Source organism: Mycoplana sp. 10N416 (genome assembly GCF_056394765.1).
Genome location: NZ_JBFTIM010000033.1, coordinates 1 through 15022 on the forward strand (window position 1 = coordinate 1; position 15022 = coordinate 15022).

Consider the following 15022-nt stretch of genomic DNA (forward strand, 5'->3'; position numbering starts at 1 on the left):
TGGATACGGTGTCGGTCACCGAACCCGGCTTCGTCGAGGCGAGGTCCGTCGTCGAATCCAGATCGCCCTTCGTGGAGGTGGTTTCCGACTTGTCGGACGACGACGAGCCGTTCCAGCCCTTGTCGCTGTCATGGGCGGACCGCAGCTTGAGACGGTCGGCAAAGCTGTTGCCGGCGTCGTTGTTGTGGTCGGTGACCTTCGACAGACGATCGAAGATCTTGTCTAGCATCGGAGCCGCAGTCTGGCTGTTTTCGTTGATGGCATTGCCGATGAGGTCGACGAGCGTCGTTTCAGCCTGTACTCCGGCTTTGGTTACATCGCGAATATTGCTTGTCACTGCTTCTTTTGCCTTTCTCCCCACCCTGAACCCTTTGGAGACGGTGGTACTATTCTGGGCTATGCCGGTTAATATTTTGTAGGTCCGGCGTTACGGCGGGGACTAATAGGTCAGGTCATTTGAGAGGGCAACAGCACTGGAGAAGTAAGAAAACACAACAATATCGCCCGATTGCTGCCATATTATTCGCCGCTGCGGGGTTTTGTTTCTTGAAATATTGGTAGAAATCCGTGCTGCCGGAATTGCGGCAGAATCCTGGAGCCAGTCTCTTGCGGAAAAGCATTACGAAAGCTGAATTCGAGCGCCGCGCATTGAAACCATTAGGGAAATCTCAAACTCCGCAAAGCGAGTGAATTTCGACCTCTCGCGCTTACGATGAATTTGACGTTTTTTATGAATATCGCAATTTTGCAACCAAGGAGGCGTATTGCGGGCGGCGGCAACCATTGCGGACGGCGCCGATCACGAGAAGACTCCCCAAGAACTGGAAAATGGAGCGGTGCACAACCGGCATGGGGCCCGGACAATAGGCGACCCGGAATGTCGTGGACTCCATAAACCTGCAGTCAGACTGGCCTCTAATCCGCCTGCAGCCACCCGCCAAACGGACAGGTGGGGCGGCTGTTCTCGTCCCTTCGAGGTGGCTCGCCCTGCAACCGGCAGAGCCTGGACCTACCTTGTGCCGTGTTGATCGTCCCGATCGGCGGATCATAGATTCCACGGTGCGGGCAATGTGCGCGGACGCCATTGGACGCTGAAGGGTGGTGGAAGTGGCCAAGATCCTGCTTGTTGCTCCGACCTGCAACGGCGAAGACGTCGGTGAAGCCTGGGTCGCATCCCGCTGGGCGCAGCACCTCGGTGAACGCCATGACGTCACCTTGCTGACCTATCACAAGCGCAATGCGGTGCCTGCCCGGCGGCAACTTTCCGGCATGGAGATCGTGGAATGGACGGAACCGGCGCTGCTGGGACGGGCGGAGCGATTGAACAGCCTGATGAAGCCGGGATACATCCCGTTCTATTTCCGAGCCCGGCACTGGATTCGCTCCGCGCTCGCCGCCGGCCACCAGTTCGATCTCGTCCATCAACCCGTGCCGGTTGCCATGCGCTATCCGTCGCCGGCGGCAAATCTCGGCATTCCGTTGGTCATGGGACCGGTGGGTGGGGGGCTTTCTTCTCCTGAGGGCTTCGCCGGAGACGAGGGCACGAGTCCCTGGTTCATGAAGCTGCGCAAACTGGACCGCTACCGGCTGCGCTGGGACCCGCTGCTGCGCGCGACCTATCAGCGTGCGGACTGTGTCCTTGGCATCGCCGACTATGTGCGGGAACATCTTGCCGGGGTTCCGCTGCAACGTTTCGAGCTTATGAGTGAAACGGCGCTGGACCAGGTCCCACCGCCTGTCGACCGGTTCGGCAGATCCGGGCCCGTGAAACTGCTTTTCGTCGGCCGGCTCGTCCGCACCAAAGGCGCACGCGACATCGTGCGGGCCATGGCGCTCGTGCGGGAGCTTCCGATAGAGCTCGACATCGTCGGAGACGGTCCGGAACGCGAGGCGTGCCAAGCCCTGGTCGACTCGTCTGGCCTCGGCGACCGGGTGCGCCTGCAGGGCTGGCGATCCAAGGACGAAGTTGCAGAATTCTATCGTCAGGCGGACATCTTCGTGTTTCCGAGCTATCGGGAGCCGGGCGGAAACGTCGCGCTGGAAGCCATGGGCCACTCGCTGCCGCTGATCGTCGTCGACCGTGGCGGCCCCGGCACCGCTACGATTGATCAATGCGCCATCAAGCTTGCCGCGACCACGCCGGAAGCGTTGGCGCGCGACCTGTCCTCGGCCATCCGCAGGCTCGTCGACGATCCTGCCCTGCGCCGGCGCATGGGCGCTGCGGCCCATGCCCACGTCACCAAAACCGGGCTGTGGTCGGCGAAGCTCGACCGGATGGACGAGATTTATGCTGAACTTATCGGTTTGGCGCGCCGTAACCGGGCTGCGTGAGCGATCCGCCCAGTGCGGCCCGCAGCGCCGCGCGGTGACCGGCACCCAGACCCATGCGCATGGTTTCGCCGACGATGATGCTCAGGCGAAACAGCGCCGTGGCAAGGGCGCCGTGGTGGCGACGAAAGTACCGGATGCGGTTCTTCGTCATGAGCGTGGAGAGAAAATAGTCGTTGTGATAGGCGCCGCCGATGTGCGTGGTGCGCGCCTGCGTATCATAGATGACGGTGAGGCCCGCCCGCCTGACCCGCTGCATGTAGTCGACTTCCTCGCTATAGAGGAAAAAGGAATCATCCCAGTCTCCGACGACCGATCGGGACCGCGCCGAGACCGCAAGCGCGGCACCGGTTGCCCAGTCGACCTTTCCGCCGGTGCGATAGAGCAGGGGATCGGCGACGATCTCGCCGAGGCCGAGGCGAGCGGCAAGTCGGGTTCCGGCCAACGCATCGGACCATGCGGTCATCAGCGACGGTTCGCGGCGAAGCGACTGGGCCACCATCCCATCCTCGTTGAGCATCTGCGGCGCGACGACGCCGATCGAAGGATCATCCAGGCGCGCAACAAGACGCGCTGCCGCGCCGCGATGAAGCCGAATGTCCGGGTTGAGGACAAGAAGGTGCATGTCTTTGTCGATCGTTGCCGCCGCTGCATTGATGCCAGCCGCAAAGCCAGCGTTTCGGCCCGTCTCGATGACCCTGACGCCGAATGGATGCTCGCGCGCCAGTTCGACGGAAGCGTCACGCGAATCGTTGTCGACGACGATCACGTCCCGACGTGCGAGGCCTTCCAATCCCTCCGCCAGGGAATCCAGAAGTCCGGGCAAAACCTCTTCGCTGTTGTAGGTGACGATGACAACCGCAAGCCCCGCAGTCCCTTTGAGAGGCGAGTGGGTCTGACTTGCTCGCGGGTTGTCTGAAGGCGTGCGCAATGCGTCCATATCCGCGCTCTCATGTGGAGGCGGCCCGCGACGGCGAGCCCCGCGGAAAGATTGCAGGAACGGGCCGATGCCGAAAGACTGCCGAGAGAGGTAGACGGCCGTCGAATCGAACCTTTCCCTTATACGGAAAGGCAAGAAACGCACGCATGCCCCTATCCTATCGGCGCATGTCCACACCCCCGGCGGCAAGGTCTGGCGGTGCCGTTAAGTCTATGAGCGCGGTGGATTATCGTCGAGAATTTCCTAGCATGCTTCCGGAAGACACAGGAATTCTCCGCTCTTCACGCAGTTCATTCTGCAACCTTATCAGCCGCCGCTTCTGAACACGGCGAGGCATTGGAAGGTTTTATGTCATTCGAAGCAAAGCGTTCATCGGATCCGATTGAACAAGAGCCGAGTTCGGACCGCCGCCCAGCGGCCCGAATCTCAGTCGATCACCCAAAATCGAGTCCATCCAGCCGGCTGCAAGCACTTGCCGAGGTTTCGGCAACCGCCCGCGCAAGGGTCGATCAGTTGTTGACGCTGGCGGAGGACGGTCTGCGCCGGATGCACGACGGCGGCGTTTTCGGGCACACGCTGCGCGCGGTCCGAACCGGCACCGGTTGGACCGAGCGACTGGAAGGCGACAGCCTGCGATACGCGGCAATGGCGGCCCTAGGGCTGTCCCATGTCGACCATGAGGCTCAGCGGATGGTCCTCGGCGGACGCACCGCCGCCGAACTGGCGCGCACATGCGCCCTGCGCGCCGAGGCCTCGCCCGACGCCGGTGCTGCCGCGCTGGCGGCATGGGGGGCGGCTGAAGCCGGCGGCATGTGCGCGGACGCCCTTTTCGCCGCGCTTGCAGCACGGCTCGAATCGCAGGCGCCCATTGACACCGTCGACTGCGCCTGGGCCCTCATCGCCGCTCTCGCTGCACGCCATCTCGGAAACACCGAGCGGGTCGTGGACCTTGCCGGCACGAGACTGAGGGCGGCGCAATCGCGTGCTGGAGTTTTCCCGCACCTGCTGCCGGCAACCGCAAGCGGTCGCCTGCGTGCCCATATCGGCTGCTTCGCCGACCAGGTCTATCCGATTCAGGCACTGGCGCGCCTGTCGGTCGCGCGGAACGATGCATCGGCGCTGGCAGCGGCAGAATCGTGCGCCGCTCGAATCTGCGCCCTGCAGGGGCCTGCCGGGCAGTGGTGGTGGCACTACGATACCCGCGATGGAAGCGTGGTCGAACGCTACCCCGTTTACAGCGTCCATCAGCACGCGATGGCGCCCATGGCCTTGCTCGACCTGCAAGAGGCAGGCGGGCGCGACCACTGGCGGCCTATCATCATGGGTCTGCAGTGGCTCGACGAGCATCCTGAAACCGTGGAAACACTCGTTTGTCCGCAGAAGGGCGTCATCTGGCGCAAGGTGGCCCGCCGCGAACCGGCCAAGGCAGCACGGGCGGTCGCCGCGGTTACCACCGCAATGGCGCCGGGATTGCATCTGCCGATGATCGACACGCTGTTCCCGCCTGGACCGGTGGACCACGAGTGCCGTCCCTATGAGCTCGGTTGGCTCATTTACGCATGGCGCTCAGGCCCGGTCGGCAATCATGGCAATGGCAGCCAGTCAGGGGAGATCTGACATGCCGCATCACCGACAACTTCTGTATGGGATGTATATGGATGCCGTGCGCATGGAGGACGTTATCGATCGCTGCCATGCGGCGCTTGCCACCCGCAGCCGGATGTTGCTGGGTGTCCTGAACGCCGCCAAGATCGTCAAGCTGCGCAACGACACGCTGCTGCGAAACTCACTGCTCGAATGCGATCTGCTTCTCGCCGATGGCCAGTCGATCGTTTGGGCGAGCAAGCTCCTGCGCCGTCCGCTGCCGGAGCGAATTGCCGGGATTGACGTTTTCGACCGCCTGCTGGGTCTCGCGCATCAGGAAGGGCGGACCGTTGCGCTCCTCGGCGCCCAGCCGGACGTCCTGTGCAGGTTGGAGGAGGTGATCCGTACCCGTTTCCCTGGCTTGAAGATCGCTTGCAGCCATCACGGCTATTTCACGCCGGACGAGGCCGATCAGGTTGCCGGCGCCATTCGCGCCTCCGGCGCCGACATGCTTTTTATCGGCATGACTTCGCCGAAGAAGGAGATCTTCCTTGCGACCTACGGCCCGACGCTGAACGTGCCGGTGCTGCACGGCGTCGGAGGATCGTTTGACATCATGGCGGGCTTGACCAAGCGCGCACCCCTTGCCTGGCAACGCGCCGGAATGGAGTGGGCCTATCGCCTGCTGCAGGAGCCGCGGCGGCTTTGGTGGCGCTACCTGGCGACAAACACGAGTTTCATCCGGCTGACAGCGCGGGAAATGATCCGTCCATCCCGTGCCTTCGAGCCCGTTTCGCCTGCCAAACCAACAGCCGCCGAGTAAGGTAGTGGAGCATCGTTGATGAGCGAAGTATTCAAGGGCCGACTGGCCATTATCGGGATGGGATACATCGGCCTGCCGACCGCCGTCGCCATCGCAACGCGCGGCATCGACGTCATCGGGGTCGACATCAACCCTTCGACCGTCGCAGCGATCGCGCGCGGCGAGGTGCCCTTTGTCGAGCCGGATCTCGCGGTGGCCGTCAGTGGCGCCGTGGCGATGGGCCGGCTCACCGCGACGACCGAAACGCCCGAGGCAGATGCCTTCATTATCGCCGTCCCGACCCCCTTCAACGAGGACCGGACTGCAAACCTGTCCTATGTGAAGGCGGCAGCGGAACAGATCGCTCCAAGGCTCAAGCCCGGCAACATCGTGGTGTTGGAGTCCACGTCTCCGCCGGGCACGACGGAGAAGGTCGGCAGGTGGATCGGCGCCCTGCGGCCGGACCTCCGGATGCCTCGCAACGGCGATGCCATCGCCGACGTGTTCGTCGCCCACTGTCCGGAAAGGGTGCTTCCCGGTCGAATCATGATCGAGATCGTGACAAACGATCGCGTCGTGGGTGGGCTGACGCCACGATGTGCCGAGAAGGCGGCATCCATCTATCGGCTGTTCGCACAGGGAGAGATCCTGCTCACCGACGCTGCGAGCGCCGAAATGGCGAAGCTTTCCGAAAACGCCTATCGTGACGTCAACATCGCCTTCGCCAACGAGCTGTCGGCGATCTGCGAATCGCTCCACATCGACATCTGGGAGGTGATCCGCCTCGCCAACCGCCATCCGCGCGTCGGCATCCTCAGCCCGGGCCCGGGAGTCGGCGGACATTGCATCCCGGTGGATCCCTGGTTCATCGTCTCGGCGGCACCGGAATTGGCGCGGCTCATCCGCACTGCACGCGACGTCAACGACCGGCGGCCGCACGACGTCGCCGAACAGGTGGTGACCAAGGCCGAACGATTCCGTACGCCGACGATTGCCTGCCTGGGGCTGACCTTCAAGGCAAATGTCGACGACGCGCGCGAGAGTCCGGCGATCGAAGTGGTTTCCCTGATTGCAAAGGCATTGCCGGAGGTCGAGATCCTCGTCGCGGATCCCTATGTCTCGACCATGCCCGAACTGCTGAAAGGCTACGGCAACCTCCGCCTCGAGAATGCGCACGAGGCCGTGGAACGCGCCGACATCGTCGTGCTCCTCGTCGAGCACGAACCCTTCAGGGCACTGCGACACACCCGGTTAGGCGGCAAAGTCATCTACGACACGCGCGGCGCCTGGCGCTGATCGTTCCTTTCCAACCCCAATGCCGGGATCGAATTCGGCAGGCCGGTCTGCGAGCGAAAAGAAGTGTTCGATTGCCTGCACCGACCGTATCGCGGCCCGGCCATCACCATAGGGGTTCACGGCACGCGCCATCGCCTGGTAGGCATTTCGGTCCGAAAGGAGCCGACTGGCCGCATCAAAAATGCGATCTTCGGCCGTACCGACGAGTTGCACGGTGCCAGCAGTGACCGCTTCCGGACGTTCGGTCGTATCGCGCATCACCAGGACCGGCTTACCGAAGGTGGGCGCCTCTTCCTGCACGCCGCCGCTATCGGTGAGCACGATCGAACAGTCCGCCATCGCCTTGACGAAGTCGCCATAGTCGAGCGGTCCGGTCACCACGACATTCTCTAGCCCCTCCAGAGGCGGCAACAAAACCGCGCGCACGGCGGGATTGAGATGGGCCGGAAGCAGAAAGGCGACGTCAGGAAAGGCGCGCGCCAGACGGGCGATCGCGCGGGCCGCCTGGGCCATCGGCTCGCCCCAGGACTCGCGCCTATGGGCGGTGATCAGGACGCACCGTCTTCCGGCAACCCGCTCGACGTCCGGATTGGCGATCTTCGCGTTGCCGGCGGATACGTGGAGCAGCGCATCAATGACGGTGTTGCCGGTGACGACCACGTTGTCTGCTGCGATCCCGTCCTTCAACAGGTTGGCTTTCGACGTTCGCGTCGGCGCCAGATGCAGGACCGCGAGCTGCGTGGTCAGGCGGCGATTGATTTCTTCCGGAAACGGATTGTGGCGATCGCCGGTCCGAAGGCCCGCCTCGAGATGGATCAGCGGCACCTTGCGGTAGAAGGATGCAAGTGCGGCGGCAAAGCAGGTCGTGGTATCGCCCTGAACGGCGAGCGCATCGGGCGCCTCGGCCTCGATAATCTTTGAGACGCCCTGGAGCACGCGAGCGGTGATGGATTCGAGCGTTTGCGACTGGGTGAGGATATCCAGGTCGTGATGGGGTTGAATGCCGAACAAGCGGTTGACCTGGTCCAGCATCTCCCGATGTTGGCCGGTAACGGTCACGATCGGCGTGCAATGGCGCGAGCGGCCGAGCTCAGCGATCAATGGGGCCATTTTGACCGCCTCGGGGCGTGTTCCATAGACAACCATTATCTTGCGCATGCCGGCTCCCTTTTCAACAACGGATCGGTTTCAGGGGAAGCTCGTGTCCCCAGGCAAGCCCTCTAGAAGAGCCCGTATCGGCATCTGTTCAGGACCACGCCAGCCACGTTGGACCGCTCCGCCAACTCGCGCTCGCAGACATCCACTTCGTCCAGCGTGCTTTGGTCGGCGGCGACAACGAGGATCGCGCAATCCACGTTCGGCAGGAACGCCGTCACATCATCGTTCGGCAACATCGGCGGCAGGTCGAACAGGATCACGTCCGGTGTCATGCGCTTGCGCATGTCCCGCAAAGCCTTGGCCGCATTCAGGCTCTGCAGCAGTTCGGCGGAGAACTTTACCGGCCGGCTGTTGATGCCGATTGCCAGATTGTCCCCATAGCGGTGCAGCACCTCGTGCAGTTCGCAGTTCCCGTTGAGAAATTCCTCCATCGAAGAGGGTTTCTTCATACCGAGCAGGCGGCCGATGTCGGGCTGCTTCAGGTCAAGATCCATCAGGACGGTCCGACAATCCGCCTGATTAGCCAGACTGAAGGCAAGGTTGAGCGCGACGACCGACTTTCCGCAGGAAGCCCTCGGCGAGGTGATGGCCACGGACGTCCAGCCGTTTTGCCGAAGACATTGAAGCAGCCTGGTGCGCAGCATGTCGAACGCGCTGTAGGCCTGATTCGAGCGATTGACGGTGACGATGCGATTGTGTTCGGCCAAATCGGAATTGACCGTCAGTGTGGGAAGGCTGTCCCAAGTCATCTCCCGCTCGAACCGTGCAGCGGATTGCACGGTCTGCTCTGCGAGCCGATCGATGCTGCGTAGTCGCATCGCCTCATGCAATGGTGCCGGTATCTGCTCCATGGATCAAAATCCCAATCCTGCCGGTGAAACTCAGGTGGCTTGCCGCTCTTCATATGGATCCTGACTGGCCCGAGATGATTTTCTGGACCACCAGATGCAGCGGCATGACGAAGTGGTGGATCAACAGCAGGCCGGCCGGCACAGCTCCGGCGGACAGGAGTGCGGCGATCCGGTGTTTGCGGCTGACAGAGCGAATTTCACCGACACTCCGAATGTCAGGTATGGTGGCAAGGGGTTGCGTCTGCAAAAGCTTTGCAAGGTCGGCCGGGCGACGAACGGTTCGGTTCAGAAGTTCCAGCAGCAGGACGAGACCGATGCCGAGCGCTATTCCGAGCGGGGCCCCGAGAAGGATGATGCGGCCGCGGCGCGGATTGGTCGGATCGAGCGGCGGCGTTGCAGCCTCGATCAACGTCAGACGCCCGCCGTCGGATCGCATCTCGATCTGCTTGCCGGTCGAGGCTTCGGCCCGCCTGGCAATGGCGGCATTATATTGCGTCTGGATGTTCTCGCGATTGCGCTCCAAAGCGTTCAGCACCGTTTCGCTTGCCGGCGTGGCGGTAATCGACCGGCTCAGGTCTTCGATGCGGCGGCTTGCTTCGGCTCTTTCGCGTCCGATCGCCTGGAGCCGCTCGTCGATGTCCGACAGTTGCAGATCGAGTCCGAACGAAGCTGTCTCGGCGTCGGACTGTTTCTTGTCGTCACGGGCGGCATCCCGCACCGGCATGGCGGGAAGCCTGCTCTGCAGCGTCGCGATGCGCTTGCGCAGGGCGGCCACATTCGGGCTGGTTTCGGAAAACAGCGCCAATTGCTCCGCCAACGCCCGGTTCAAGTCCGCCAGCATCTGTTGCTCCGGCGTCAGCGGAATGGCGTCCGATAGGCGCCCGGTGTTGGTGTAGGTGGCGATCAGCGCGCTTCGCCTGGACCGCAGCTCCGATTCCTCGCGCTCGAGCGAGGACACCCGCTCCTGAAGACTGTTCTGCTGGCTGCGGCGAAACTCCACACTGTCCGGCAGCGTATCCTTGTTCTCCGTCTTGAACTTCAGGATATCCGCCTCGAGCTTGTTCAGTTCGGTTCCCAGTCTGGCAACCTCCTGATTGAAGAACTGCAGCGTGTTTCCGGCCCGGGCCGTGCGCTGCTGCTGGTTTCTGTCGACGAGCATCGACGTGATCTCATTGGCGATCATGGCTGCCAGAACGGGGTCGCGTCCGGCAAAGGATATCTCGAAGATCGTCGTGTCCTGGTCGCGCGATGACGTGGCCAGGGCCAGTTGTTCAAACGAGATGCGCGATCGCAGGTCCGCGACGATGTCGTCGTCGGCCGGCCTCTCCTCGGTATCGGCGTAAATGCCAAGCCTGTTGGCCAGCTCGATCAGGTTCTTGCGCGTGATGATTTGCTGCTGAAGAACCTGGAGTTGCTCGATCGCGCCGATGGCGACCGACGAGCGGGCGAGTTCCGACGGAATTTGCGGAGCCTCGACCAGGACCTTCGCGCTCGCGCGATAGAGCTTCGGCATCATGGATCCCACGACCACCGCTGCAAGGAACGCCGTCACGGCCACCGCCAGGACCAGCGGCAACCGGCGAAGCACGAGCGAAATATAGAACCGCAAGTCCATGCTGTTCATTGCAAAACCACTCAGATCTCCGAAACTGTCGCCGTCATTCTCGGGCGCCTGCGCATCGCACGGTAGATCGTCAATGGTGGGTGCGCCGGTTGCGCCTGCCGCCCCCGGTAATCCCTTTGGGTAGGACCGTTCGACCTATGCCTTATCGCCCGCCGGGGCGGATTGCGGTGTCCATTGTCGGGCTGGGCACCGGCGCCGCGCTTTGCTGGCAAGACGCCATTGGCGCCTACGGGGTTCGTCCCGCCGAAAGAGCAACCTGAAATCAGAGCGCTGCGCGGAGACTAGATCGAATTGTCTAACGGCGATTTATTGAGGCGGCATTTCCTATGGTTAATATAACCTTACGCAAGTGCTCTCGATGAACAACTGACTGTGTATCCCGCTGGTTCGATTCCCGGCGAGGACTTTCTTTGCGCGCTTGCAGCGATGTCCCCTCATCACGCGGAGGCCGCAATGCGGAAAGACCATCTGCCATATGCGTTGCGGTTCACGGCACAAACCCTGCCGCAGCAGCCTGCAGTTGGCTCGCGCTTTGTCTACCTCGCCGTCAAGCGCCTGTTCGACATCTTCGTCACGCTTGCAGTTGCGCCGCTCGCGCTGACCGTCGTCGGTATCGTGGCGCTGTTGATCCGCCTGGACGGTGAGAAGGCTTTCTTCTACCAACCGCGTCTCGGCAGGGATGGCAGGGTGTTCCAACTGTGGAAATTGCGAACCATGGTGCCCCAGGCGGATGCCAAGCTGCGCGAGTATCTTGCCCAGGATCCGGCCGCGCGGCTCGAGTGGGAGCATAGCCAGAAGTTGAAGGATGATCCCCGCATTACCCGGATCGGAAAATATCTCCGCAAGTACTCGCTCGACGAACTTCCGCAGCTGTGGAACGTGCTGCGCGGCGACATGAGCCTTGTTGGCCCTCGGCCGATGCTCCCCGAGCAACGCGCACAGTATCCGGGAACGGCTTACTTCCAAATGCGTCCTGGTCTGACCGGTCTATGGCAAATCAGCGTCAGAAACGGCTGCAGCTTTGCCGAGCGCGCCGTGCACGATACCCGCTATTTCGGCATGATGTCTTTTGGCACGGATCTTTGGATCCTGTCGCGAACGCCGCTCGTCGTGTTTCGAGGCACGGGGCTCTGAGGCGCTTCTTGGAAGTGGACCGCGCCGGTGCGGCCGCAAAAAAAGGGCTCCGCAGCGGAGCCCTTTTTTGATTACGCCGTCCAGAACCGGTGGTCGTCAATGTTCGAGACGGCTTGACGTGTCGGAGGAGGAAAAGTCCGTCGGGAACAGGTCGTTGATTTTGTAGGCGACCTCGGTCCTGTTGGTGGCCTTCACCTTCTTCATGATGTTGCGGATATGCACCTTGACGGTGCTTTCCCGCAGATTGAGTTCGTATGCGATAATCTTGTTGGCTTTGCCGCGCCGCAACGCCTCGACAACTTCTGCCTGGCGGGCAGTGAACATGCCGGCCAGCGGTCGCACGACAGGGCTGCCGGTTTCCAGGACCTGACGCATGGCGAAGACGCTGCTGGCGGGTACGAAGATTCCACCCGCCAGCGACAGTGCGATGGCTTCGATACACACGTCGATGCTGACGGAAGAGGGGATGTAACCCTTCGCCCCACATTCCAGCGCCTTCATGATCTGCGCCAGGTCGTCTGTATCCGCAAGGACGATGACCGGCGCGTCGAACTCGGCTGCCAGCTTCTTGATCTCATCCGACACCGCCGGCTCGACGATCTTCCTGCCTCCCACATTCAGCAGGATGGCCGCGAGGGGGGGGTAGTCGTGGCGTTTGCGTTTCCACTCTTCCATGGAACCGAAAGCGACGACGTCCATATCGATCTTGTGGGCCGAGATGCACTGCGCGAGGCATTGGCGATCAAGCGCACGGCTGTCAATGATCAGTAGTGATCTTTCTCTCGGGGCAAGAGTTTCTTCGAGCGTGTTTTTCTGTGACTTGCTGGAAGAATCGATTGCAATGGAAGGGATGAAATTGCCCGTTATTTCCTTACCGTTCGACATCATTGCTGAGTTCATAGCTGCTTTACTCCCTACAACGGCACGCGCAGCCTCCCCCATTTCACAGGGACACAATAAAAAACGCGTGCTAGCCCCAACTGTGCTTTTAAAGCTTCAAACTTGGCGGTCATTCACGGTCATTAGGATGTAGTATTGTGTATGAGATATAGCTTATTTACCCGATAATAACGATCTTGCCTAGCGCCGTGACAACTGACGGCGAGGCCGACGAGCAGCAAGCGCGCCGTCGCCGATATAGACCCATCGAGGTAGGGAAATACCGTCAAAAGGAGGAGGGCCTACGCCATTAGGGAAGAGGAACGGGCCGTCAATATCCTTGACTTTCAGGTGGTTGCGTTAATCACGCAGAGCCAAACCAGCAAAACTGGTCGCACCGACCAATGCCGCCATCATCCAAAGGATGAATGCGTTTAGGACACCTCGATATTCACCAAGCATAAAATCAATTAACCTATATTGATCGAATATCGCAGCGTGATGTTTGCGTTAGTCTTTGGCGCTGTCAATTCATCCGCGCTCCGGAAAGTCATAGCCGATATGCTTATGCACTGAAAATTGACCCTATCCACAAGCAAGACGCCGCCCGCACTACCGGCGTGCGTGAAAAGGGGCCTGCGATCCATATACAGCCGTACGCTTTTGCATGCCGCCTCGGCTGTTTTCTTAATTGCTTTGCCCCTCCCCGAATGGATGTCGTGGCGCCTGCTTTGGCCTGTCTTTCCACACCGTCTGTTTTGCGGATAGTGTTCGCAGCGATATGGGCCGTGAACCACCGAACCGGGCTGGCGCCTGCTTAAGCGGGAGAGAGCAATATGAACTGGCAGGCGCCAATGGATGCCGATGTCTCTGTCATCTTGCCGACCTTCAATCGAACGCGCAGCCTGACTGCCGCCGTCACGAGCGTTCTCACGCAATCCTACCGGAACCTTGAGCTCATCGTGGTCGACGACGGCTCGACCGAAGACGTCGAAGGGCTCCTGCGAAAAATCGAGGATGAACGGCTGAAGTATATCCGCCGCCCGCAAAACGGGGGGGCAGCCGCAGCACGCAATACAGGCCTTGCTGCAGCAAAGGGCCATTTCATCGCCTTTCAGGACAGCGACGACATCTGGTTACCGGACAAGTTGATGAGGCAGGTTGCCCTGTTTTCTCAACTTCCTGATCACGTGCGCGTGGTGACGGGGGCCAAGATCGTCTACGGTCGCGATCCTTCCTTCAACTATGGACCTGCAAGGATTGCCTATGCGCCACCGCCGCAAGGGCGACTGACGCTTGAAGAGGATCAGGTCGCCCATCTGCTGTCGGAGAACCGGATCAGCGTGCAAAACACCCTGTTTCGCCGGGACTGCTTCCCCGAAGCCGTCTGGTTCGACACCTGTGCGCGAGCGAACGAAGACTGGGACTTCGCAGTCCGGCTTGCTCGGCACACGACGATCTATGAAGACATCGAACCCGTCGTCCTGGGTTTCATCTCCGGTGACAGCATTTCGTCCAACAGCCGCAAGCAGACGATCGGGATGATGAGGATCCTGCGGAAGAACAAGGCGGTTCTTCGCAAGTACAAGCGGCAGAGATCGAGGATGCTCATCGACCTGGCGATCGTGCTGTTGAACGACGGCAAAACAAGGCGCGGTCTGCGGTTTCTGTTTGCCGGCTTGGCGGAGTACCCGCCGCATGCGATGAGCCTCGCGGGATCGTTGTTGCGGCGAACCAAAAAGATGGTCCGCAAAGCGAGCGGCAGGGGATAACAGCGCCCCAACCACCTCTCGTCGCAACGCTGGCGGCGCCGGACCGACAGGATTGCCGCGCTGGCGGGTGCCCGGCGCTCACTTGGAAACGTCGCGTTGCTTTCGCTGCCCAGCGTCCGTTTGTGCGTTGCCGGAAATGATGGGGTTGTCGTTGTAGAAGGCGAACTCGCCCCAGTGACCGGTGCCGATCTGGTTGTTGACGATCTTGATCGAGCCGTCGTCGACGGTGCCGCCACCCTTGCGGCCGTCGAGGTAGACGGTGTAGCCGCCGCCGATCAGGCGGTTGCCCTCGATGGTGATGTTCGACAGGCCGCCRAACTCGTTGTTCATCATCACCGCCGAGGTCTGCTCGTGGTCGTTGATGACGGTGTTGTGGATGATCTGGATGTCATGCGCACCGCGGGCRTCGGTGCCGCCGCCGTTGATCTCGATGCCRTCGTAGTGGGCGTCGCTGCCGCCGCGCAGGCTGTGGATGAAGTTGTCGCGGATCACCGACGGGCCGACGACGTTGATGCCGTTGTCGACGTCATGCAGGTTGTTGCGCAGGAACGTGCCGTTGCCGTAGATGGCGTTGACGGTCCGGCCCTGGCCGTCGACCTCGCTGTCCTGCAGGGTGAAGCCGGTGGCGCCGTCCATGACGCGCAGCGCGTGCCA

Annotated in this window: 12 protein-coding genes and 1 pseudogene; 6 read left to right on the forward strand and 7 right to left on the reverse strand. The window is 61.5% G+C overall.

Annotated features, from left to right (window positions below):
- Positions 1-337: hypothetical protein (locus AC1DDS_RS25450; protein WP_477481390.1), on the reverse strand; the 337-nt coding region annotated here is incomplete at its 3' end.
- A 770-nt stretch (positions 338-1107) separates the two neighbouring features.
- Between AC1DDS_RS25450 and AC1DDS_RS25455 the strand changes: the two genes are divergently transcribed.
- Positions 1108-2331, forward strand: a complete 1224-nt coding sequence (locus tag AC1DDS_RS25455; protein WP_477481391.1) for a glycosyltransferase family 4 protein — start codon at positions 1108-1110, stop codon at positions 2329-2331.
- Here AC1DDS_RS25455 and AC1DDS_RS25460 read toward each other — a convergent pair.
- Positions 2297-3268: a glycosyltransferase family 2 protein gene (locus AC1DDS_RS25460; protein ID WP_477481392.1), complete on the reverse strand. Its 972-nt coding sequence runs from the start codon at positions 3266-3268 to the stop codon at positions 2297-2299. The two genes, AC1DDS_RS25455 and AC1DDS_RS25460, sit on opposite strands and share 35 nt — an antisense overlap.
- Before the next feature lie 513 nt (positions 3269-3781).
- Here AC1DDS_RS25460 and AC1DDS_RS25465 point away from each other — a divergent pair.
- From AC1DDS_RS25465 to wecC, 3 genes are read left to right on the forward strand one after another with little or no spacing between them, the layout of a single operon-like run.
- Complete coding sequence (locus tag AC1DDS_RS25465) at positions 3782-4885, forward strand: hypothetical protein (RefSeq protein WP_477481393.1); 1104 nt, start codon at positions 3782-3784, stop codon at positions 4883-4885.
- 1 nt (position 4886) lies between these two features.
- Positions 4887-5675 (forward strand): WecB/TagA/CpsF family glycosyltransferase, encoded by a 789-nt coding sequence (locus AC1DDS_RS25470; RefSeq protein WP_477481394.1) that lies wholly within the window; start codon positions 4887-4889, stop codon positions 5673-5675.
- Positions 5676-5693: 18 nt separating this feature from the next.
- A complete protein-coding gene (gene wecC / locus AC1DDS_RS25475; RefSeq protein ID WP_477481395.1) occupies positions 5694-6950 on the forward strand; it encodes a UDP-N-acetyl-D-mannosamine dehydrogenase in 1257 nt (418 codons plus the stop codon).
- Here the strand turns inward: wecC and wecB are convergent.
- The 3 genes from wecB to AC1DDS_RS25490 all read right to left on the reverse strand — a co-directional run bounded on the left by wecB (position 6906) and on the right by AC1DDS_RS25490 (position 10583).
- Positions 6906-8108 (reverse strand): non-hydrolyzing UDP-N-acetylglucosamine 2-epimerase, encoded by a 1203-nt coding sequence (gene wecB, locus AC1DDS_RS25480; protein WP_477481396.1) that lies wholly within the window; start codon positions 8106-8108, stop codon positions 6906-6908. The genes wecC and wecB overlap by 45 nt on opposite strands.
- Before the next feature lie 62 nt (positions 8109-8170).
- The gene (locus AC1DDS_RS25485) at positions 8171-8959 is read right to left on the reverse strand and encodes a CpsD/CapB family tyrosine-protein kinase (RefSeq protein ID WP_477481397.1); all 789 of its coding nucleotides are present in this window, start codon (positions 8957-8959) and stop codon (positions 8171-8173) included.
- 49 nt (positions 8960-9008) lie between these two features.
- Positions 9009-10583, reverse strand: coding sequence for a GumC family protein (locus AC1DDS_RS25490; protein WP_477481398.1), 1575 nt, complete (start codon positions 10581-10583; stop codon positions 9009-9011).
- Between the two features lie 453 nt (positions 10584-11036).
- Here AC1DDS_RS25490 and AC1DDS_RS25495 point away from each other — a divergent pair, with 453 nt between their 5' ends.
- Positions 11037-11717, forward strand: a complete 681-nt coding sequence (locus AC1DDS_RS25495) for a sugar transferase (RefSeq protein ID WP_310423839.1) — start codon at positions 11037-11039, stop codon at positions 11715-11717.
- Between the two features lie 96 nt (positions 11718-11813).
- Here AC1DDS_RS25495 and AC1DDS_RS25500 read toward each other — a convergent pair whose 3' ends face one another.
- Positions 11814-12617, reverse strand: a complete 804-nt coding sequence (locus AC1DDS_RS25500) for a LuxR C-terminal-related transcriptional regulator (RefSeq protein WP_477481399.1) — start codon at positions 12615-12617, stop codon at positions 11814-11816.
- Positions 12618-13432: 815 nt separating this feature from the next.
- Between AC1DDS_RS25500 and AC1DDS_RS25505 the strand changes: the two genes are divergently transcribed.
- Positions 13433-14368 (forward strand): glycosyltransferase family 2 protein, encoded by a 936-nt coding sequence (locus AC1DDS_RS25505; RefSeq protein ID WP_477481400.1) that lies wholly within the window; start codon positions 13433-13435, stop codon positions 14366-14368.
- Positions 14369-14446: 78 nt separating this feature from the next.
- On the opposite strand, the pseudogene AC1DDS_RS25510 reads toward AC1DDS_RS25505, so the two are convergent.
- Positions 14447-15022, reverse strand: a pseudogene (locus AC1DDS_RS25510) (hypothetical protein); the annotation flags it as partial.